21 protein-coding genes and 2 tRNA genes are annotated in these 20,367 nt (G+C 59.2%); 21 read left to right on the top strand and 2 right to left on the bottom strand.

Translation table 11 applies throughout. From position 1 onward, the window contains the following. The first annotated feature begins 79 nt into the window (after positions 1-79). From OGM81_00635 to OGM81_00550, 18 genes are all read left to right on the top strand, one after another. Positions 80-835, top strand: coding sequence for a DeoR/GlpR family DNA-binding transcription regulator (locus OGM81_00635; protein ID UYJ43689.1), 756 nt, complete (start codon positions 80-82; stop codon positions 833-835). Beyond that, on the top strand, positions 832-1,737 hold the full coding sequence (gene pfkB, locus OGM81_00630) for a 1-phosphofructokinase (GenBank protein UYJ43688.1): 906 nt from the start codon (positions 832-834) through the stop codon (positions 1,735-1,737). The genes OGM81_00635 and pfkB overlap by 4 nt, the downstream gene beginning before the upstream one ends. 20 nt (positions 1,738-1,757) lie before the next feature. Further along, complete coding sequence (locus OGM81_00625; GenBank protein ID UYJ43687.1) at positions 1,758-3,680, top strand: fructose-specific PTS transporter subunit EIIC; 1,923 nt, start codon at positions 1,758-1,760, stop codon at positions 3,678-3,680. 185 nt (positions 3,681-3,865) lie between these two features. Continuing rightward, complete coding sequence (locus OGM81_00620; GenBank protein UYJ43686.1) at positions 3,866-4,669, top strand: tyrosine-protein phosphatase; 804 nt, start codon at positions 3,866-3,868, stop codon at positions 4,667-4,669. 74 nt (positions 4,670-4,743) lie between these two features. Further along, positions 4,744-4,929: a hypothetical protein gene (locus tag OGM81_00615; GenBank protein ID UYJ43685.1), complete on the top strand. Its 186-nt coding sequence runs from the start codon at positions 4,744-4,746 to the stop codon at positions 4,927-4,929. Between the two features lie 73 nt (positions 4,930-5,002). Then, a tRNA-Gln gene (locus OGM81_00610) sits at positions 5,003-5,076 on the top strand. Positions 5,077-5,112: 36 nt separating this feature from the next. Next, positions 5,113-5,185, top strand: a tRNA-Pro gene (locus OGM81_00605). A gap of 340 nt (positions 5,186-5,525) precedes the next feature. Then, positions 5,526-5,681 carry a hypothetical protein gene (locus OGM81_00600; GenBank protein UYJ43684.1) on the top strand — a complete coding sequence of 52 codons (156 nt, stop codon included), beginning with the start codon at positions 5,526-5,528 and terminating at the stop codon, positions 5,679-5,681. A gap of 62 nt (positions 5,682-5,743) precedes the next feature. After that, positions 5,744-6,820 (top strand): 6-phosphofructokinase, encoded by a 1,077-nt coding sequence (locus OGM81_00595; GenBank protein ID UYJ43683.1) that lies wholly within the window; start codon positions 5,744-5,746, stop codon positions 6,818-6,820. Between the two features lie 149 nt (positions 6,821-6,969). After that, positions 6,970-7,770 carry an ATP-dependent sacrificial sulfur transferase LarE gene (larE, locus tag OGM81_00590; GenBank protein UYJ43682.1) on the top strand — a complete coding sequence of 267 codons (801 nt, stop codon included), beginning with the start codon at positions 6,970-6,972 and terminating at the stop codon, positions 7,768-7,770. A gap of 4 nt (positions 7,771-7,774) precedes the next feature. Continuing rightward, entirely contained in the window at positions 7,775-8,530 is a 756-nt protein-coding gene (larB, locus tag OGM81_00585; GenBank protein ID UYJ43681.1) for a nickel pincer cofactor biosynthesis protein LarB, read from the top strand. Positions 8,531-8,533: 3 nt separating this feature from the next. Then, complete coding sequence (larC, locus tag OGM81_00580; protein UYJ43680.1) at positions 8,534-9,946, top strand: nickel pincer cofactor biosynthesis protein LarC; 1,413 nt, start codon at positions 8,534-8,536, stop codon at positions 9,944-9,946. Positions 9,947-9,948: 2 nt separating this feature from the next. After that, positions 9,949-10,959: an energy-coupling factor ABC transporter permease gene (locus OGM81_00575; GenBank protein UYJ43679.1), complete on the top strand. Its 1,011-nt coding sequence runs from the start codon at positions 9,949-9,951 to the stop codon at positions 10,957-10,959. Then, complete coding sequence (locus OGM81_00570; protein ID UYJ43678.1) at positions 10,934-11,722, top strand: energy-coupling factor transporter transmembrane protein EcfT; 789 nt, start codon at positions 10,934-10,936, stop codon at positions 11,720-11,722. The genes OGM81_00575 and OGM81_00570 overlap by 26 nt, the downstream gene beginning before the upstream one ends. A 16-nt stretch (positions 11,723-11,738) precedes the next feature. Further along, complete coding sequence (locus OGM81_00565; GenBank protein ID UYJ43677.1) at positions 11,739-12,485, top strand: energy-coupling factor ABC transporter ATP-binding protein; 747 nt, start codon at positions 11,739-11,741, stop codon at positions 12,483-12,485. A 25-nt stretch (positions 12,486-12,510) separates the two neighbouring features. Then, the gene (locus tag OGM81_00560) at positions 12,511-13,392 is read left to right on the top strand and encodes a DUF362 domain-containing protein (GenBank protein UYJ43676.1); all 882 of its coding nucleotides are present in this window, start codon (positions 12,511-12,513) and stop codon (positions 13,390-13,392) included. Between the two features lie 120 nt (positions 13,393-13,512). After that, positions 13,513-15,036, top strand: coding sequence for a DNA methylase (locus OGM81_00555; GenBank protein ID UYJ43675.1), 1,524 nt, complete (start codon positions 13,513-13,515; stop codon positions 15,034-15,036). Beyond that, positions 15,033-15,446, top strand: coding sequence for a hypothetical protein (locus OGM81_00550; protein ID UYJ43674.1), 414 nt, complete (start codon positions 15,033-15,035; stop codon positions 15,444-15,446). The genes OGM81_00555 and OGM81_00550 overlap by 4 nt, the downstream gene beginning before the upstream one ends. A gap of 405 nt (positions 15,447-15,851) precedes the next feature. Here the strand turns inward: OGM81_00550 and OGM81_00545 are convergent, their stop codons facing one another. After that, entirely contained in the window at positions 15,852-16,061 is a 210-nt protein-coding gene (locus OGM81_00545; GenBank protein ID UYJ43673.1) for a hypothetical protein, read from the bottom strand. A 464-nt stretch (positions 16,062-16,525) separates the two neighbouring features. Here OGM81_00545 and OGM81_00540 point away from each other — a divergent pair, with 464 nt between their 5' ends. Both OGM81_00540 and OGM81_00535 read left to right on the top strand, forming a co-directional pair. Next, the gene (locus tag OGM81_00540) at positions 16,526-17,923 is read left to right on the top strand and encodes a citrate transporter (protein UYJ43672.1); all 1,398 of its coding nucleotides are present in this window, start codon (positions 16,526-16,528) and stop codon (positions 17,921-17,923) included. A 168-nt stretch (positions 17,924-18,091) separates the two neighbouring features. After that, complete coding sequence (locus tag OGM81_00535) at positions 18,092-18,559, top strand: heme-binding protein (GenBank protein ID UYJ43671.1); 468 nt, start codon at positions 18,092-18,094, stop codon at positions 18,557-18,559. Between the two features lie 179 nt (positions 18,560-18,738). Here OGM81_00535 and OGM81_00530 read toward each other — a convergent pair whose 3' ends face one another. Then, positions 18,739-19,698, bottom strand: a complete 960-nt coding sequence (locus OGM81_00530; GenBank protein ID UYJ43670.1) for a calcium/sodium antiporter — start codon at positions 19,696-19,698, stop codon at positions 18,739-18,741. A 147-nt stretch (positions 19,699-19,845) separates the two neighbouring features. Between OGM81_00530 and OGM81_00525 the strand changes: the two genes are divergently transcribed. Next, on the top strand, positions 19,846-20,226 hold the full coding sequence (locus OGM81_00525) for a hypothetical protein (protein UYJ43669.1): 381 nt from the start codon (positions 19,846-19,848) through the stop codon (positions 20,224-20,226). The last annotated feature ends 141 nt before the right edge of the window (positions 20,227-20,367 follow it).

Here is a 20,367-nt window from a genome sequence, read left to right as displayed (position 1 = left end):
ATAATACAATCAGAATCAATCACGCAAAGTCACAAACCGCCAAGTCCAATCAGAAAGAACATAAAAAAGGAGGCCCTCCATGCTTGCAGAAGAACGATTTTCCCAGATTCTAGCGTTGTTGGCGGAAAAACGCACCGCCACCGTACAGGAACTTTGCGAGGCCCTGAACGTCAGCGAGTCCACCATCCGGCGCGACCTGCTGGAGCTGGACCGTCAGGGTCGGGTCAATAAAGTCCACGGCGGTGCCACGCTGCCAAACAGCCAGTTCCGAGCCGACGAGCCCACGATGGAAGCCAAGGAAACACTGGCCGTCAGCCAAAAAAACACCATCGCCAAAGCCGCCGCCGCTCTTATCCAGGCCGATGATTTCGTCTACCTGGACGCCGGGTCCACCACGCTGGCCGTGGCTCGGGCCGTCAGCGGCGCGGCGCAGGACGCCCACTACGTCACCAACGGCATCGCCCACGCGCGGCTGCTGGCGCAAAAAGGCTGCCGCGTCTTTGTACCTGGCGGCCTGCTGCGCCCCCAGACCGAGGCCATCATCGGCGCGGCAGCCATGGCGGCGCTACAGCAGTACAACTTCACCAAGGCGTTGTTGGGGGCCAACGGCATTGATCTGGTCGCCGGGTTCACCACCCCGGACCCAGAGGAAGCCGCCGTCAAGGCCTGTGCCGCCCGCCGCGCCCGCGAGGTATGGTTTTTGGCCGATGACACCAAGTTCGGCAGCATCTACCCGGCCGTAATCGCCGGGCTGCAGGATGGTTCTATCCTGACCAACCGCTGCCCTGATCCCCGCTACCGCCAGCAAACGCTGGTAAAGGAGGCAGAAGCATGATCTATACCGTTACATTTAACCCCGCCATCGACTACGTCGTCCGGCTGGACAATCCGCTGCAGGTCGCGGCCATCAACCGCGCCACCGGCGAGGATTGCGTGCTGGGCGGCAAGGGCATCAATGTATCCGGCGTGCTGGCCCAGCTGGGGGTCGAAAGTGTGGCTCTCGGCTTTATCGCGGGCGAGACCGGCGCCTGGCTGGAGCGCGGCCTGGCCGCCCAAGGCCTGCACACCGATTTCATCCACCTGCAAGAGGGGATGACACGCATCAATGTCAAGATCAAGGCCGGGCAGGAGACCGAGCTGAACGGCGCAGGGCCGAACATTCCCGAAGCCGCCATGCAGGCGCTGGAAGCCAAGCTGGACGCGCTGCAAAAAGACGACGTGCTGATTTTGGCGGGCAGCATCCCGGCCTGCTTGCCGCAGACCACCTACGAGCGGCTGCTGGCCCGGCTGCAGGGCCGCGGCGTGCACGCTGTGGTAGACGCCACCCAAGACCTGCTGCTGAAGGTGCTCCCCTACGAACCGTTCCTCGTCAAGCCCAACAACCACGAGCTGGCCGAGATCGTGGGCCGCGAGCTGACCAATGATGACGAGATCGTCACCGCCGCCGCCAGCCTGCAGGCTCAGGGTGCCCACAACGTGCTGGTAAGCATGGCCGGGGACGGCGCGCTGCTGCTGGACGAAAACGGCACGGTGCATCGCATCGGCTGCCCCAAGGGCAAGGTGGTCAACAGCGTTGGCGCGGGCGACAGCATGGTAGCCGGTTTTATGGCGGGCTACCTGCGCACCGGCGATTACCGCTACGCGCTGCGCCTGGGCACCGCCTGCGGCAGTGCAACGGCGTTCAGCGTCGGGCTGGCAACGAAGGCGGATATTGAAAAGCTGCTGAGAACGATTTGATAAATAGAAGGAGACCCGCTATGCGTATTACAGAACTGTTTACTGCGCAGTCCATTGCACTGGATGAGGCCGCAGCCGATCAGGCGCAGATCATCGACCGGCTGGTGGAATTGCAGGCAACCCACGGCAACATCACCGACCGAGAAGCCTACAAAAAAGCCCTCTACGCTCGCGAAGCCGAAGCGTCCACCTACGTGGATAACGGCATCACGGTGCCCCACGCCCGCACTGCCTGTGTGACCCGCCCCAGCCTAGCCGCCATGCGTCTGGCCGCGCCCGTGCAGTACAACGCCGAGGACGACGGCAAGACCGACCTGCTGTTTGCCATCGCTGCGCCGGAAAACGGCAGCCTGCACATTGACATGCTGGCCCGCATGATGCAGATGCTGATGAACGACGATTTTGTCGAAAAGCTGCGCGCCGCCAAAACGCCCGCCGAGTTCCTGGCTGCCATCGATGTCCAGGAAGACACCCAGTTCGGCGAGGAGAGCTTCACCCAGCAGGAGATCCCCCAGCAGGGCTACCGCGTGCTGGCTGTGACCGCCTGCCCCAACGGCATCGCACACACCTACATGGCCGCCGAGGCGCTGACCAAGGCCAGCGACCGTCTGGGCCTGCCCACCAAGGTGGAGACCAACGGCTCGGACGGCGCGAAAAACGTACTGACCGCCGAGGAAATTGCCGCCTGTGACGGCATCATCATTGCAGCGGACAAAAACGTCGAGACCTCCCGTTTTGACGGTAAGCCGGTGATTTTTGCCCGTGTGGATGACGGCATCCACAAACCAGAGGAACTTATTAAAACCATCGCCCACGGCGAAGCCCCCATCTTCCACGCCAAGGGCGGCGCACCGGCGGCCAACGAGGCCAGTGCCAACGACTCCGTCGGCCACACCCTCTACAAGCACCTGATGAACGGTGTCTCTCACATGCTGCCCTTCGTGGTAGGCGGCGGCATCATGATCGCGCTGGCGTTTTTGCTGGACGATTACACCATCGATCCCTCCAACTTCGGCATGAACACCCCGGTGGCGGCCTTCTTTAAAACTGTAGGCAACGCAGCGTTCAGCTACATGCTGCCCATTCTGTCGGCCTACATTGCCATGTCCATTGCTGACCGTCCCGGCCTGGCCGTGGGCTTTGCAGGTGGTGTGCTGGCTATGAACGGCACCAACTTTGCCGGGCTGGCCCAGGGCGACACCACCGGCATTTCGGGCGGCTTTTTGGCTGCGTTGCTGGCCGGTTTTGTCTCCGGCTATATCGTCGAGGGTCTCAAACGCATCACCGAAAAGCTGCCCGCCAGCCTGAACGGCATCCGCCCGATGCTGATCTACCCGCTGGGCGGCATGCTGGCCATCGGTGCCGTAATGTGCGGCATCAATCCGGTCATGGGCGTGATCAACACCGCCATGACCGATTGGCTGAACGCCATGGGCGGCACCTCCAAGGTGCTGCTGGGTGCCATCGTGGCTGGTATGATGGCGGTGGACATGGGCGGCCCCGTCAACAAAGCCTCCTACGCCTTCGGCATCGCGGCGCTGGCCTCCGGCAACTACGGCGTCATGGCCGCCGTCATGGTAGGCGGCATGGTCCCGCCGATCGCTATTGCGCTGTCCACCACCTTCTGCCCCAAAAAGTGGACCGAGGACGAGCGCCGCAACGGCATCGTCAACTACGTAATGGGTCTGTGTTTCGTCTCCGAGGGCGCTATTCCGTATGCGGCGGCCGATCCGCTGCGCGTGCTGCCCAGCTGCGTCATCGGCGCGGCACTGTCGGGTGCGCTGTCGATGACCTTCGGCTGTGCCTTGCGTGCGCCCCACGGCGGAATCTTCGTCTTCCCGGTCGTGGACCACGCGTTGCTGTACTTTGTGGCGCTGGCCATTGGCAGCGTGGTGGGCGCAGTAATTTTGAGCCTGCTGAAAAAGGACCGAACCGACGCTTGATACTATGATAGAACAGACGGCCCCCGCCGGAGATTTTCTCCCGGTGGGGGCTGTTTTGGCTTGGTTGATGTGTTTGCCGGATTTTGCAGTACGTGTCTCCCCGGCCGCAGCATGCAGGTCTGGTCGTTTGCAAACCCGCCACGGCTGTGCTATAGTAGTAGCAACACACAAAATGGAGGATTGCTATGCTGCCTGTTACAACGCCGGGAGCCGAGATCGTTTTTGAGGGCACCTGCAATTTCCGCGAGCTGGGGGGCTACCGCGCTGCCGATGGCCGCCATGTGCGCCGCGGGCTGCTGTACCGCGGCTGCAGCCTGGATACGCTGCAAAGCCCCGCTGACCGTACCAAGCTGGAAAGCCTGCACCTGCGGGAGATCCTGGACCTGCGCAGCGCCGGAGAGGCCGCCCGCCAGCCCGACGCGGCCGTGTCCGGGGCGCATTACCAGCGTATCTGCGGCATGCGGTACGCCGATGGCAGCGAGATGGACTTTTCGCCCGCCGGCATCCAGCGCATTGCCGCCGAAAAGGCCGCCTACGAGGCCAAAGCCGGCCACCCCGTACACGATTTTTACTGGTTCACTGACCTGTACAAGCAGATGCCTTTCGGCAACCCGGCCTACCATGAGCTGTTCCGCCTGCTGGAGGAGCATCGCGTACCGCTGCTGTTCCACTGCACCTGCGGCAAGGACCGCACCGGCATTGCCGCTATGTTGGTACTGCTGGCGCTGGGTGTGAGCCGGGAGGATGCCATCGCCGACTACATGCTGACGAACGTTTACCGCAAAGCCATCATCGATAAATTCATGCAGGATAAACCCGCCGACCAGTACGACCTGCTGCTGCCTGTGGAGGGCGTAAGCGAATCGATGGGGGCAGGGTCCATCGACGTACTGCTGGAAAAGTACCCCAGCTATGAGGCGTATTTTGAGGCTGAATACGGCCTGACCACGGCACGCCTGGCCGCGCTGCGGGATTTTTATCTGGAATAATTATTTTGGAATCATGCGTCACCTGCGGTGATAAGAACTGCACCGCCGACCAGCTGAAAAAGGGGATATGGCACGTGACCATCATCGCGTTCGTGTTCTGCGCGTCGGTGTGGTCGCTGTCGATGGCCGTGCCCCAGGTGTACGCGCGCATCTTTTCCGCCAGCAAGAGCAGTTGGTGCACGCAGGCGGGACAAAAAAGTAAGGCGCAGCTGCGCGGATTTTCGGATTTTTACAGATTTTTGCAAAAAAGTTTGAAATAGCTGTTGACAAACGGTTTCCCACACGCTATAATATATGAGCGTTGAGGGCAGACGCCCACAACGATGATTGCGATGGGGATTCGCATAATGGTAGTGCAGCGGACTCTGACTCCGCCCGTGGGAGTTCGATCCTCTCATCCCCAACCAGACCGCAGCAGCGCAGCTGCTGCGGTTTTTTCTTTCCGGGGTGTAGCGCAGTTGGTAGCGCGCTTGGTTCGGGACCAAGAGGCCGTGGGTTCAAATCCCGTCACTCCGACTTGCAAAAAGAGCGTTAAAACGTAAGTTTTAACGCTCTTTTGCTTTATCAGTACACACTTCTGATATTTTTAATGTCATGCAACAGTTCCTTATATGCCTCCGGTGACGCTCACTTCAACGCATCCATAAACGCATCAAGCACGCGCTGCATTGTCGGCTCGGCATTCTCCAATTCTGCAATCGCGCCGTCAATTTCTCGCCTGTCGTACATAGCCGCGCCCCTTTTCTTATCGTTTCAACTCGTCAATGCATCCGCGAAGAAGATCACGATCACGGGCGTCTGCAGTCTGCATCATGTCTTCCAGCCGGTGCACAAGGCTGCCATTGTCGCGGCTATAATGTCCGCGAACGTAATGCGTGCCACGTCTGCCGTAGCTGCTGCCGTTCCCGTAATCGCCGTAGGCTTCCCATCGGCCAATGCCATTACCTACACACCGCCGTCTGCCGCCTTTTTGTTTAAAGAGATGATGGAGAAATACCGCGAAGAAACTTGACAAGCCCGCCCCAACGGCGTACATTTATACTATAATAAAATATCTATCAGGGAGGTTTTCTTATGGCGATTCGTGTTGGCATCCTGACTTCCGGCGGCGACTGCCCTGGCCTGAACGCCACCATCCGCGGTGTAGCCAAGGCGTTGTACCACCGCATGGGCAGCAAGGTCGAGATCGTAGGTATCATGAACGGCTACGACGGCCTGATCAACGGCAACTACCGCGAAATGAGCCCGGACGAGTTTTCCGGCATTTTGACCGTGGGCGGCACCATCCTGGGCACCAAGCGTACCCCCTTTAAAAAGATGCGTGTGGTCGAGGAAGACAAGGTGGACAAGGTAGCCGCCATGAAGAAGAACTACCGCGCCGCCAAACTGGATTGTCTGCTTTGCCTGGGCGGCAACGGCACCCACAAAACCGCCAACCTGCTGAGCCAGGAGGGCCTGAACGTTATTGGCCTGCCCAAGACCATTGACAACGACATTTACGGCACCGACGTGACCTTTGGCTTCCACACCGCCGTGGACATTGCCACCGAGGTCATCGACCGCATCCACACCACTGCCGGCAGCCACAGCCGCGTGATGTGCATTGAGATCATGGGCAACAAGGCCGGCTGGCTGACGCTGTATTCCGGCATTGCGGGCGGCGCGGACATCATCCTACTGCCCGAACTGCCCTACGACATTAAAAAGGTTGCTGCCGCAGTGGAAAACCGCGCCAAGGCAGGCAAGAACTTCTCGATTTTGGCCGTGGCCGAGGGCGCGTTCTCTCAGGAAGAGGCCAAGATGAAGCGCAAAGAGTGGACCGCTCAGCGTGCCGCCGCCGGTTATACCACCGCCACCGCCCGCATTGCCAAGCAGGTCGAAGAGCTGACCGGCGCTGAAACGCGCATCTGCGTACCCGGCCATATGCAGCGTGGCGGCAGCCCCAGCGCTTATGACCGTGTGCTGGCCACCCAGTTTGGCGCCTACGCCGCCGGGCTGGTTGCCGACGAACACTACGGTGTGACCGTTGCCATGGTGAACCGCCATGTGACCGCGAACCCGCTGGCTGACATTGCCGGCAAGACTCGCGGCGTGCCGGGAGATTGTGATATGCTCAATGTTGCCCGGGCTATGGGGATCTGCCTTGGTTAATTTGTTCGTTTATAGTTTCTCGCTTTCAAGAGGGGCCACGTTCTGGCCTCTCTTTTTTTATAAAAAATCAGCAAAGACTATTGACATTAAACCCGCGTTTAATGCTACACTGGTAGTGGAAACAAACCCAGGGAAAGGACCTGTTACCTATGGATAAATTACAAGCATTGCAAGACTATCTGCGTGAGCTGGGCAGTGTGGCGGTGGCGTTTTCCAGCGGGGTGGATTCCACCTTTTTGCTGAAAGTCGCCCACGATACGCTGGGCGACAAGGCCATCGCCGTGACAGCTAAGTCCTGCTCGTTCCCCAAGCGGGAACTGGAGGAGGCCACTGCCTTCTGCAAGGCCGAGGGCATCAGGCAAGTCATCGTTGAGTCCGAGGAGCTGAACATCGAGGGCTTCTCCCATAACCCCAAGAACCGCTGCTACCTGTGCAAGCATGAACTGTTCGAGAAAATTATCGCAGTTGCGAAAGAAAACGATTTGCAGTACGTAGCCGAAGGCTCCAACATGGACGACAACGGCGACTACCGCCCCGGCTTGCAGGCCGTGGCCGAGCTGCAGGTCAAAAGCCCGCTGCGCCACGTGGGATTGACCAAGCACGAGATCCGCGACTACTCCCACCAGCTGGGGCTGCCCACCTGGGACAAGCAGTCCTTCGCCTGCCTGTCCTCCCGCTTTGTGTACGGCGAGGAGATCACCGCGCAAAAGCTGGGCATGGTGGACAAGGCCGAGCAGCTGCTTCTGGACCTGGGATTTCACCAGCTGCGGGTGCGCATCCACGGTACGATTGCCCGCATCGAGGTGCTGCCCGCCGAGTTTGAAAAGCTGCTGCAAAACCGTGAGCAGATCGTGGCCGAGTTTAAAAAATACGGTTTTACGTATGTTACTATGGACTTGCAGGGCTACCGCATGGGCAGCATGAACGAGACCCTGAACCTGAAAGGCTGATGCTATGGACGCAAAACAAGTGTTGGAGCAGGTGCGCAGCGGCGCGATAAGCGTCGAGGACGCCGAGCAGTTTTTCCGCCGCGCCCCCTACGAGGAATTGGGCTACGCCAAGCTGGACACCCACCGCAAACTGCGGTCCGGCTTTGGCGAGGTGGTATTTTGCAGCGGCAAGGCCGACGAATTTCTGTCGAACATTTTTGAAAAATTGGCCGTCGAAGACGGTGAGGTACTGGGCACCCGTGCCACGCCCCACCAGTTTGAACTGGTCAAGGCCGTCTGCCCTAGTGCAGTGTACGATTCCATTGCCCGCATTATAAAGGTAGAAAAGCCCGGCAAGGTACTGCGCGGCTGCGTGGCCGTCTGCACCGCCGGCACTGCCGACATCGCCGTGGCCGAGGAAGCCGCCCAGACGGCCGAGTTTTTCGGCACGAAAGTGGAGCGCATCTACGATGTGGGCGTCAGCGGGCTGCACCGCCTGCTGGGCAACCTGGAACCTATCCAGCGCGCCAACTGCGTAGTGGCCGTGGCGGGCATGGAGGGGGCACTGGCCAGCGTCATCGGCGGGCTGGTGCAGAACCCGGTCATTGCTGTGCCTACCTCGGTGGGGTACGGGGCCAGCTTCGGCGGGCTTTCCGCACTGCTGACGATGATCAACTCCTGCGCCAACGGCATTGCCACCGTCAACATCGATAATGGCTACGGCGCCGGGTATCTGGCCACCCAAATCAACCGCCTGGCCCTGGGCACGAAAGAGGATTAACGTATGAATGAAAAAAAAGACGCCCTGTATCTGGAATGTTACTCCGGCATCAGCGGCGATATGGTCACGGCGGCGTTGCTGGACCTGGGCGCGGACGAGGTTGTGCTGCGCAAAGCGCTGGCCAGCCTGCCGCTGGATGGGTTCAGCATCAACATCAGCCGAGTGAAAAAGGCCGGGCTGGACGCCTGCGATTTTGACGTGGTGCTGGACGCCGAGCACGAGAACCACGACCACGATACGGCCTACCTGTACGGCGGGGTGGAGGAGTGCGGCCACACCCACGATGTGCATGAGCACAACCATGACGAGCACGACCACCATCATGACGAGGATGGACATGAGCACCGCCATGGGCATTGCTGCCACGACCACGCGGCTGAACATTGCCACGACCATGAACATGACCACGCACACCGCGGGCTGGCCGAGGTGCTGGACATCCTGAACAAAGCCGATCTGACCGACCGCGCCCGCGCCACGGCCGTGCGCATCTTTACCATTTTGGGCCAGGCCGAGGCAAAGGCCCATGGTGCTACGCTGGAAACCGTGCACTTTCACGAAGTCGGCGCGGTGGATTCCATCGTGGACATCACCGCTGCGGCCGTATGCTTGGACAATCTGGGCATCGAGGACGTCATCGTCCCCGTGCTGTACGAGGGCACCGGCAGCATCCGCTGTGCCCACGGCGTGCTGCCCATCCCGGTGCCCGCCGTGGTGAACATTGCCGCCGCTGAGCACCTGAACCTGCACATCACCGGCGCCAAGGGCGAGTACGTCACCCCCACCGGCGCGGCCATTGCTGCCGCTGTGCATACCAGTGACCAGCTGCCCGCCGAATTCACCGTTTCCAAAATTGGTCTCGGCGCCGGAAAGCGGGAGCAGGAACTGCCCGGCCTGGTGCGAGCAATGCTCATCCGCCCCGCAGGCAGCGAGTATGCCGCGCAGGACGTCATCTACAAGCTGGAATCCAACATCGACGACACCACCGGCGAAGCGCTGGGCTACGTGATGGAGCGGCTGCTGGCCGCGGGTGCACGGGACGTGCAGTACAGCCCTGTCTACATGAAAAAGAACCGTCCTGCGTACCTTTTGACCGTGCTTTGCCTGGAGGAGGACATTCCCGCACTGGAAGAAATCATTTTTGCGGAGACCACCACCATCGGCATCCGCCGCGTGCGGATGGAGCGCAGCATCTTGAAGCGCCATATTTACACCATTCCCACTTCACTGGGTGATGTAGAGGTCAAAATGTGCCTGGTGCCCCATTGCAATGGGAACGAAGTTTTCGAGGATGTAGAAGAGCGCTGCTATCCCGAGTATGAGAGCATCAAGGCCATCTGCAAGCGCACGGGCCGCTCCTATCAAGATGTAACACGCCAGGTCCTGCGCGAACTGGCCGAAAATAAGGAGGACTAACCATGCATATGGCAGACGCATTATTGGCGCCGGGTGTTGCCGGAGTCATGTACGCCTGTTCGGCGGTGGCGGCGGGGCGCTCGGTGCGCAAGCTGAACCAGCAGCCCGATGACAAGAACGTGCCCGTGATGGGGGTGATGGGTGCCTTTGTTTTTGCCGCCCAGATGATCAATTTTACCATCCCCGGCACGGGTTCCAGCGGTCATTTGTGCGGCGGCATGCTGCTGGCCGCCATCGTGGGTCCCTACGCCGCGTTTTTGACGATGATCGGCGTGCTGCTCATCCAATGCCTTCTGTTTGCCGACGGCGGCCTGATGGCGTTGGGGGCCAACATCTGGAATATGGCGTTCTACGGTTGTTTTATGGGCGGGCTGATCTGGCGCACCTTTACCCGCAAGGGGCTGAACCGTGCGAAAATTATCGCCGCATCACTGATTGGCTGCATCCTTTCGCTGCAGCTGGGGGCGTTCTCGGTATCCGTAGAAACGCTGGCCTCCGGCATTACGGCGCTGCCCTTTGGTGCGTTTTTGCTGGCCATGCAGCCCATTCATCTCGCCATTGGCGCGGTGGAAGGCTGCATTACCGCCGCTGTGCTTGCGTTTTTGTACGAGGCACGCCCCAGTCTGCTGTGGCTGGGCGGCGTGGCCGCCGGGGAGAAGCAGCGCCTGACCTTACGCGGCACGCTGGGCGTGCTGGCGGGCGCGGCCGTGGTCGTCGCAGGCGGGCTTTCGCTGCTGGCATCTGCCTTCCCCGATGGGTTGGAATGGTCGCTGCAGCGTTTGACCGGCAGCACCGAACTGGAAACCACCGGCCCCGTGCAGGCGTTTTTTGCCCGTATTCAAGAATGGACGGCCCTGCTGCCGGACTACAACTTTGCAGGCTCCGACGCGGCTGCCGGGACCAGCGCGGCGGGCATCATCGGCGCGGTCGTGGTGCTGGCCGTGGTGATTTTGGGCGTAAAACTGGTAAAAAAGGCGGTGCATCGACGTGGATCGTCTGCACAGGGCCATTAAGGATGTTCACCGGCTGGACGATCTGGCCGCGCGGGATACCTGGCTGAACCGGCTGGCCCCGCTGCCCAAACTGCTGGCGGCGGTAGTGTATCTGGCCGTCACGCTGTCCTTTGGGCGATATCAGCTCACCGGCGTACTGGGTATGGGACTTTGGCCGCTGCTTTTGCTGGAGTTGGCGGACTTTACCCCCGGCGACGCCTTGCGGGCGTTTAAACCCGTGGCTGTGCTGCTAACCGTGGTGGGGCTGTGCAACCTGCCGTTCGACCGCGCCGTACTGCTGCATGCGGGGCCGCTGTCCGTGACTGGGGGCATACTCTCGCTGGGCGTGCTGCTGGCCAAGGGGCTGTTCTGCTTTCTGGCCGTGTGGGTGCTGATTGCCTCCACCGGGATGGAATCCGTCTGCGCGGCTTTACAGCAATTGCACTGTCCGCGGGTGCTCACCACCACAATTTTACTGATATACCGTTACATTGTGCTGCTTTTGCAGGAGGGTATCCGCATTGCCACCGCCTATGCGCTGCGCGCACCCGGGCAAAAGGGCATCCAGTTCCGGGCGTGGGGCTCACTGCTGGGGCAGCTGCTACTGCGCAGCATCGACCGCGCCCAGCTGGTGTACGAGAGCATGCAGCTGCGGGGCTTTGCAGGATCTTTTCCGCCAGGGCAGAAAAAGCACGGCGGTTGGCTGTTTTTGGCAGTAACGGTTTTCTACTGCGCCGTTTTCCGCGCCGTGCCGGTGTTTGAGCTGGCCGGACGACTTTTGTAAAAAAGGGAACAATATTATGGCAAATTCCGAGTCTATCCTGACGATGCAGGACTTGACCTTTTGTTATGATGGCCACCGCGCCGCGCCGGTCTTGCAGGATATAAACCTGAACATTGCGTCCGGCCAGCGGGTGGGTCTTGTTGGCTGCAACGGCGTGGGCAAATCCACACTGTTAAAGCTGCTGGTGGGTATTCTGCCCATGCAGCAGGGCACGCTGGAAGTGGCGGGTCTTGCGATGCAGCGCGAAAATTTGGCATCTATCCGGCGGAAAGTGGGGTACATTTTCCAGGATTCGGACAGCCAGCTGTTCATGCCCACAGTGGCGGCGGACGTCGCCTTTGCGGCGCAGAACTACGGTTACCCGACCGAGGAAGTGGCCGCCCGCAGCCACCGCGCCTTGCAGCAGGTGCACATCGAGGATTGCGCCGACCGGCCGGTGTACCGGCTGTCCGGTGGGCAGAAGAAACTTGCGTCTATCGCAGGCATCCTGACGCTGGACCCAGAGCTGATCTTGATGGACGAGCCGTCCGCCGCGCTGGACCCGAAAAACCGGCACAACTTAATAGAAATTTTGCGAGGACTGCCCTGTGCGATGCTGATTGCCTCCCACGATCTGGATTTTATCTACGATACCTGCGACCGGGTGGTGCTGCTGTACGAAGGGCACATTGCCGCCGACGGCCCGGCCGAGGAAATTTTGCACGATGGTGCGTTGCTGTCCGATTGCAATTTGGAACTGCCTCTGCGGTTTCAATCGATATAATGTAGTTTAAAGGAGGAAACCTTTTATGGCAAAGTCTACTGTCTATTTCACCAAGGAGATCACCCCTGAGGCCGTGTTGAAGATGTACCGCCAGCTGGGCGTGGAACTGCCCGGCAAGGTGGCCGTTAAAGTCCACAGCGGCGAGGATGGCAACCAGAACTTTCTGCGTCCCGAGTTCATGAAGCCGGTCATCGACGCCGTCCACGGCACCGTGGTCGAGTGCAACACCGCTTACGGCGGCGCCCGCAACGAGACCCCCAAGCACGTACAGCTGATGAAAAAACACGGCTGGAGCGACCTGTTCGACGTTGACATCATGGATGCCGAAGGACCTGACGTTGTCTGGCCCGTGAAGAATGGCAAGGTCCTGAGCGAGAACCTGCTGGGCAAGGACATCGAAAACTACGACAGCATGCTGGTTTTGATCCACTTCAAGGGCCACCCCATGGGCGGTTACGGCGGCGCGCTGAAGCAGCTGTCCATCGGCTGTGCTTCCAGCGCCGGCAAGGCCTACATCCACTCCGGCGGCAAGGTCAAGGATCAGGCCGTGCTGTGGGAGAACATCTGCCCGCAGGATACCTTCCTGGAGGCCATGGCCGACGCCGCCAGCACCGTGGCCGACCACTTTGCCGGCAAGATTGCCTATGTGGCCGTGATGAAGAACCTGTCCGTCGACTGTGACTGCTGCGCCGTGGCCGAGAACCCCTGCATGGGCGACATCGGCATCCTGTCCGGCCTGGACCCCGTCGCGCTGGACCGCGCCTGCCTGGACCTGGTCGAGCACAGCGCCGACCCTGGCCGTGACCACTTTATGGAGCGCGTCAACAGCCGCCACGGCGCCCACACCATCGAGGCCGCCGAGGCCCTGGGCGTTGGCACCACCGAGTATGAGTTGGTGAGAGTGTAATAGCAATTTTCCAATCAGGGAGCGGGCCTGGCGGCTCTCTCCCTGATTTTGTTTCTGGCCTTTTTGGGCGATGTGCGATATAATAGACCTATACAAACCAGGGGAGAGGGGGCACGCCGCATGCCGCAGAGAATTTATATGGCCATCGACTTGAAATCGTTCTACGCTTCGGTGGAGTGTGTGGAGCGCGGGCTGGACCCGCTGCAAACCAACCTCGTTGTGGCGGACCCCTCCCGCACCGAAAAGACCATCTGCCTGGCGGTGTCCCCGGCACTGAAAGCCTACGGCATCCCCGGCCGCGCCCGGCTGTTTGAGGTCATCCAAAAGGTGGGGCAGGTCAATGGTATGCGCCGCCTGAACGCCCCCAACCGCACCTTTACCGGCAAAAGCTGCGACGCGCGGGAGCTGGCCGACCACCCGGATTGGGCGCTGGACTACATCATTGCGCCGCCCCAGATGGCCCACTACATCCAGCAAAGTACACGTATCTACAACGTTTATTTAAAGTATGTCGCGCCGGAGGACATCCACAGCTACTCCATCGACGAGGTGTTTCTGGACGCCACCGCCTACTTGAAATTATACGGCCTAACGTCGAAAGAATTTGCCCGCAAGATGATTTTGGACATTTTGGCCACCACCGGCATCACGGCCACGGCGGGCATCGGCACCAACCTGTATCTGGCCAAGGTCGCCATGGACATCCGCGCCAAACACATCCAGCCGGACGAAAACGGCGTGCGCATCGCCGCGCTGGACGAGATGCGCTACCGCCGCCTGCTGTGGGACCACACCCCGCTGACGGATTTTTGGCAGGTGGGCAAGGGCATCGCCCAAAAGCTGGAGACCCACAATATGTTCACGATGGGTGACGTAGCACGGTGTTCGCTGGGCGGGCCGCAGGATTTTTACAACGAGGAGATGCTTTACCGGCTATTCGGCGTCAACGCCGAGCTGCTCATCGACCACGCCTGGGGCTGGGAACCCTGCACCATTGCGGACATCAAGGCCTACAAGCCAGCCGCCAACAGCTGCGGCAGCGGCCAAGTACTGCACTGCGCTACGCCCGCCGACCAGGCACGGCTCATCGTGCGGGAAATGGCTGACCAGCTGGCGCTGGACCTGGTGGACAAACACCTGATGACCAACCAGCTGGTGCTGACCGTGGGCTACGACCGGGAAAATCTGACCGACCCCACCCGCAATGCGGCCTACCATGGCCCTGTTGCCACCGACCGCTACGGGCGGCAGATCCCCAAGCATGCCCACGGCACAACGAATTTAAGGCAGTACACGTCCTCCACGCGGTCGATTTTGGACGCTGTGACAGAGCTTTTTGACCGCATTGTAGACAAGCGCCTGCTGGTACGGCGGGTGAACCTGGTGGCCTGCCGCGTGCTGGACGAAGACGCCGCCCGTGAGAAGGACAGCTGCGAGCAGCTGGACTTTTTCTCCATCACCGAAAGCGCCCAGCAGCAGGCCGCCGCCGAGGAAAAGGAGCTGGAGCGGGAGCGCCGCCGCCAACAAGCCATGCTGGCCATTAAAAAGAAGTTCGGGAAAAATGCCATCATCAAGGGCATGGACCTGCAGGAGGGTGCCACCGCCATGGAGCGCAACGCACAGATCGGAGGGCACAAGGCATGACCCACCGCTATGACGACATTATCAACCTACCGCATCATGTCTCGCAGAAGCACGCACCGATGGCTCGGGCCGACCGCGCGGCGCAGTTTTCGCCCTTTGCAGCGCTGACCGGGCTGGACGCCGCCCTGCGGGAGACCGCCCGCCTGACCGACCAGCGCATCACCCTGGACGAGTACGAGCAGGCTGCACTGGACGAAACGCTGCAAACCGTGCGGGATGCACTGACCAAAAAAGAGCATCCTACCGTGGAAGTCTGCTATTTTGTGCCCGACACCCGCAAGGCAGGCGGTGCCTACTGCACCGTGACCGGCGTGGTAAAGAAGATGGCAGAGCTTGAGGGACTGCTGATTATGGCTGACGGCACCGAGGTACCAATGGGGGAGATCTCGGTTTTGGAACTACACGGATAACGGAACGGAAGGGTCAAAAACAACACAGCTATTTCAAAAGCATTAAGAAAACAAGATCGACATGCTGAACGGGTCGATTCGGAACAAGCTGCCGCTGTTTGCACTGCCTGTGGCGGCTACCGCTGTACTGGAGCAGCTGTTCAACGCGGCGGCCTGGCCATGGTGGGCATAGGTGTACCTTGTCTTCCCCTGCAGCCGCACCTTCCAAACTATCATGCTGGTGTATCCGATCAGTTTGTCGTTTACCGCGCTGTTGATTTTGATTGCACTGGGGTGTGGTATAGACCGACCAGGAGATTTGCTTGATTTTTTGTTTCGGTGCTTCGGCCCTGCCTACTTTGCGGCAGGGCTTTTTTATAAGAAAAGAGGGACCGCAAGGTGGTCCCTCTTTTGCACTGCATGCTATTATACTTTTTTCAGCAACCCATCAGCAGTTAAAACCGCCGTATCCCCTTCGTTAATATCCGCGGCGGCCAAAGCTGCATCGGGGTAGGGGAGTACCCGCTTCACCCCGTCGGTCGCAACCAGGGTCACATCGACCAAAACCTCCGCCCCCGGGGCGGGTTCCTCGCAGCCGTACATCTGTTCGTCTATGCGTTTTACTACGTAAGTCATGGCGGCACCTCACTCGCTGCGCAGGCGCTTGTGCAGCTTTTTCTGCTCGTACATGGCGGTGTCGGCCTGCTTTCGCACTCTGTCCAGCACCTGCAGGCCGGAGCAGCAACCCACCCTACCTATATTAAATATAGTGTAACACACCATTTCCCAAAAAACAAATATTCCGACAAAATTCTTTTTCGAGCGTAAAACCCGTGCAGTGCTAAGTTGTGCGGATTGCATAAAGGTTAGGTTAATCCCTACAAACTGCAGGGTAATCTATCGTACTTCATAACTTTTTTCACCATGGGCAAAGAATGAGCGATACATCGTTTGTTAACAATTATTTCAAACTTTTTCTATTTTCTTGAAATATATTATTGCCATTTTGCATAAAATCTGCTATACTTAACACGATCTTTCAATCACATTGCGCTTACGCACCTTTGTAAGCGACTACCATGAGAAGGAGGAATTTTTTTATGGAATTTGTGATTGGCATTATCCTCGTCCTGACCTTTTTCGGCCTGGCCTACTACTGCGTAAAAGGTCACAACCTGATGATCGGCTTCCTGATCATCTCCATCGTCTGGACTGCCCTTTCTCTGCTGGGCACTCTGGTCGCATCTCCCACGTTTATTGCAGAGAACCCCATCCTGCAGTTCGGCGGTGACTCCGGCACTACGCTGGTTTCGATCCTGAACAAGATCTACCAGTCCGCCCCTGAAGGCTGGGGCACCACGCTGGTCAACGTCTGCTGGGGCGCCTGGTTTGGCCGCGTCCTGATGGAGACCGGCATCGCCTCCACCCTGATCCGTAAGACTGTTGAGCTGGGCGGCGACCGTCCCATCATCACCATCGTTCTGCTGAACGTTGTGACTGCCTTCATCTTCACCGCCATGATGGGCGCCGGCCCCGTTATCGCCATCGGCGTTATCGTCCTGCCCATCCTGATGTCCCTGGGCATCCCCAAGGCAATCGCCATGTTCACCTTCATGGGTTCGGTCTCCGCTGGTATGTACCTGAACCCCGTCCTGCAGTTCTCTCAGCTGCGCGCCTTCATCTGCGCTTCTGATGAGATGCCTGAGTTCTCCTTCAGCTGGTACACCTCTCACTGGGGCATCTATGCGCTGATCATCAGCGTCGTGGTTGTCTCCGTGCTGACCGGTATCTACCTGAAGATCGGCAAGAAGAGCCACGCCTGGGCTGCCCAGGCTGCCCCGAAGAACACCCAGACCGATGCCCCGCTGATCGCTCTGATCCTGCCCATCGTTCCCGTCGTTCTGAAGATCTGGCTCGACTTCTCTGTTATCGGCGGCTTCGTCATCGCTGGTTTCGCTGCCCTGTTCCTCTGCGGCAAGATGAACAAATCTTTCAAAGAGAACTGCCAGCTGGTCAACAAGCTGTACTATGACGGCGTGGTCGACACCGCTCCGCTGGTTGGCTTCCTGCTGACCCTGCCCATGTTCAACACCTGCGCTTCTTACGCTTCCCCGTACTTCAAGGAAGTTCTGGGCGGCATCATGCCCACCAATGAGTATGTGGTCTGCGCCCTGTTTGCAGCCCTGTCTATCCTGGGCTTCTTCCGTGGTCCCCTGACCCTGTACGGCTGCGGCGCTGCCACCCTGGGTGTGCTGTCCGCCGTTGGTCACTTCAGCGTGCCGTTCCTGTTCTGCGTGTTCACCATCCCGGCAACCACCGTCAACGTTGGTTCCTGCATCACCCAGAGCTGGATCGCCTGGGGCCTGGCTTACACCAAGGTCGAGTCTCGCGACTACCTGAAGCTGTCCATCCCGTTTGCTTACATCTGCTCCATTCTGCTGTACATCCTGACCGCCTTTACGGTCACCGGCCTTGGCCCTGAGTGGTTCCTTTCTTAAGGCCTGACGCAGCTTTGATTTAAGCAGCAAAAATTTGCCGCCCCAGTTAGTAGGCTGGGGCGGCTTTTTGTATATTTTTGCTCTCGCATTTTGGCGGCGCTTGTGCTATAGTAATGGCGGAGAAAATTTGTACGGCGGCCCGCGCTGCCGCAAAAGGAGTTGTTTTGTATGTATGATGAAGCTCTTTTAAAGGAACTGACCGAACTGGAAAACACCGTGCGGTTTGACAGCTTTGATTTTAACGATGCCTACGCCCTGGGCAGCGCCCTGCGTGCGGCGGGGGAGAAGGCTCCCAAGCCGATTGCGGTGCGCATTGTGCTGGATGGCATGATTTTGTATCAGTCCTTCCTGCCGGGCACCGACGCCACCAACAACAACTGGATGGACAAGAAGCAGCGCACTGTGCAGCTGACCGGCACCACCAGCCTGCGCGCCGCCGTGGAGCGGGAGCTGTACGGTGCCAAGGCCCCCTGGCAGCATGACGAGGAGCACTACGCCTTCTGCGGCGGTGGCTTCCCGCTGTACGTCAACGGCGAGTTCCGCGGTGCGGCGATTATTTCCGGTTTGCCGCATTTGAAGGACCACGCGCTGCTGTGCGAAACGGTGAAGGCTTACTGGGAGAGTAAGAAAAAATAATTTTTGATTGGCTTTTTGCGGCCGGCGGGGGACACCACCATGTGGTGTCCCCCTTTTTTAACGGCTTCTAGCCGCTATGCGTACTCTTTTGGTCACAAAAAAGGTAGGCCTTGGATAAGATGCCACGAAAAAAGGACGTCACCGCATGGTGGTGACGCCCGCAAAGCAACATATTAAAATCAAAGCGTAAACTGAATCCCGCAGAACACTGCGTAAATTACCAGCAGCGCCACACCCTGCACACGGCTAAGCTTTCCCCTAACCAAGGCCGGCGCGGTCAACAGTACCATAACCGCAATCATAACGGGGATTTCCAGCACCAGGCTGGAGTTCATGCCGAAGATCGTGGCGCTCTGTGGCACCGTGAAGGGTGCCAGCGCGACCGACACACCGCTGACCAGCACCAGGTTGAACACGTTGGCGCCGACAACATTGCCCAGCGACAGGTCGCTGTGGCCTTTGATGAGCGAGGTAATGGCCGTGACCAGCTCCGGCAGGGACGTGCCCAGCGCCACAAAGGTCAGCGCGATAACACTCTCGGGCACGCCCAAAGCCTGGGCGATCAGGGTGCCGTTGTCCACCAGCAGGTTGGCGCCCATGGCGATCAGCACCGCGCCCAGCACCAGCAGCATCAGCATACGGGGCAGGGGCATGGTCTCTTCTTCCTCTTCATGCTCCTCTGCGGGGGCGTTCTTCATCTGGTGGATGTTGGCCGCCATGTAGGCCACGAACATCGCCAGCATGATAAAGCCCATGGGACGGGTGAACTTGCCGAAGCCGTAAGCCGCCACGCAGTAGATGGCCGCCGCCGCAAAGAAGAACAGCACCGGCATTTTCAGCGTTTTGGGGTCCACTTTGCCCGGGCGCACCGCAATGGTGATAGCCGCGATCAGCGCCGCATTGCAGATAACCGAACCGATGGCGTTGCCGTAAGCGATCTCGCCGTGGCCGGACAGCGCCGACATCGTGGAGACCATGACCTCGGGCAGGGTAGTGCCGATGGACACCACTGTGGCTCCAATCAGCAGTTCGGGCAGATGGAACCGCCGCGCCAGCGCCGATGCGCCGTCCACGAACCAGTCGCCGCCTTTAATGAGAAACAGCAGCCCGACAATAAACAGCAGTACAGGGATCAGCATAAAAACTCCTTTTTTCATAGTTGGCAGTTAAATTTGCATATTTTATCAGTATACCATATTGTAGCAAAATTGCAACAGCCCGGCCGCCAGATTGACAAATTTCGACATGCAGGGTAGAATGGGGCTAAACAGAAAGGGGGCCGGCCTATGACCTGGACCGAAGCCAGCGGCACCTACTGGATGGCCGTGCTGATTATGGGTGTTTTGGGGTACATCAAGCAGAAGGAGCTGCTATGGCGCAACGCCGACCAGCGCCGCCGCGTATACACCCGCAACCCCACGCTGCCCTGCGATTATTTGGGGGCGTTTAGTTTGGGGGAATTCTGGGGGTACCTGCTGCAGGTGTTTGGCACCCCAATGCCGGTGTTTGCCGGTAAAATTTTGCACCGCGCCCTGACCGTGATTACCGACGACCTTGCCAGCGCCCTGGTGGCCCTATGGGTGTTGTTGATGGCTGTTATATTACCGTTGGTCGTGGAAATTTTTGTGGACCGATGGTATTATGGGACGAATGCGTTTGATAAGTGATTTTCCTACGCTTGCAGCTTGAGGCTTCCCTCACCGGCCACCTGGCGGCCGGTTTCTCGTTCAAACAGCATTTTGCTTTTTATGTGTTCCTTTTGGAGCCCCAAAAGGAAGGCCTAACGGCGGCCTGCCATTATAAAAGGC

The sequence above is a fragment of the Oscillospiraceae bacterium genome (assembly GCA_025758045.1).
Taxonomy (GTDB): domain Bacteria; phylum Bacillota; class Clostridia; order Oscillospirales; family Ruminococcaceae; genus Gemmiger.
The sequence above is the reverse complement of the archived record's forward strand: the minus strand, read 5'-3'. Positions and strand labels throughout refer to the sequence as shown.

Excerpts from the sequence above, each read along its gene's own strand:
- OGM81_00530 (UYJ43670.1), bottom strand. The coding sequence starts at position 19,698 with ATGCTGATCCCTGTACTGCTGTTTATTGTCGGGCTGCTGTTTCTCATT.
- larB (UYJ43681.1), top strand. The coding sequence starts at position 7,775 with ATGGACGCAAAACAAGTGTTGGAGCAGGTGCGCAGCGGCGCGATAAGC.
- OGM81_00565 (UYJ43677.1), top strand. The coding sequence starts at position 11,739 with ATGGCAAATTCCGAGTCTATCCTGACGATGCAGGACTTGACCTTTTGT.
- OGM81_00595 (UYJ43683.1), top strand. The coding sequence starts at position 5,744 with ATGGCGATTCGTGTTGGCATCCTGACTTCCGGCGGCGACTGCCCTGGC.
- OGM81_00625 (UYJ43687.1), top strand. The coding sequence starts at position 1,758 with ATGCGTATTACAGAACTGTTTACTGCGCAGTCCATTGCACTGGATGAG.
- OGM81_00620 (UYJ43686.1), top strand. The coding sequence starts at position 3,866 with ATGCTGCCTGTTACAACGCCGGGAGCCGAGATCGTTTTTGAGGGCACC.
- OGM81_00575 (UYJ43679.1), top strand. The coding sequence starts at position 9,949 with ATGCATATGGCAGACGCATTATTGGCGCCGGGTGTTGCCGGAGTCATG.
- OGM81_00540 (UYJ43672.1), top strand. The coding sequence starts at position 16,526 with ATGGAATTTGTGATTGGCATTATCCTCGTCCTGACCTTTTTCGGCCTG.
- OGM81_00550 (UYJ43674.1), top strand. The coding sequence starts at position 15,033 with ATGACCCACCGCTATGACGACATTATCAACCTACCGCATCATGTCTCG.
- pfkB (UYJ43688.1), top strand. The coding sequence starts at position 832 with ATGATCTATACCGTTACATTTAACCCCGCCATCGACTACGTCGTCCGG.
- OGM81_00635 (UYJ43689.1), top strand. The coding sequence starts at position 80 with ATGCTTGCAGAAGAACGATTTTCCCAGATTCTAGCGTTGTTGGCGGAA.
- OGM81_00560 (UYJ43676.1), top strand. The coding sequence starts at position 12,511 with ATGGCAAAGTCTACTGTCTATTTCACCAAGGAGATCACCCCTGAGGCC.
- OGM81_00545 (UYJ43673.1), bottom strand. The coding sequence starts at position 16,061 with ATGACTTACGTAGTAAAACGCATAGACGAACAGATGTACGGCTGCGAG.
- OGM81_00525 (UYJ43669.1), top strand. The coding sequence starts at position 19,846 with ATGACCTGGACCGAAGCCAGCGGCACCTACTGGATGGCCGTGCTGATT.
- OGM81_00600 (UYJ43684.1), top strand. The coding sequence starts at position 5,526 with ATGTCCGCGAACGTAATGCGTGCCACGTCTGCCGTAGCTGCTGCCGTT.
- larE (UYJ43682.1), top strand. The coding sequence starts at position 6,970 with ATGGATAAATTACAAGCATTGCAAGACTATCTGCGTGAGCTGGGCAGT.
- OGM81_00555 (UYJ43675.1), top strand. The coding sequence starts at position 13,513 with ATGCCGCAGAGAATTTATATGGCCATCGACTTGAAATCGTTCTACGCT.
- larC (UYJ43680.1), top strand. The coding sequence starts at position 8,534 with ATGAATGAAAAAAAAGACGCCCTGTATCTGGAATGTTACTCCGGCATC.
- OGM81_00535 (UYJ43671.1), top strand. The coding sequence starts at position 18,092 with ATGTATGATGAAGCTCTTTTAAAGGAACTGACCGAACTGGAAAACACC.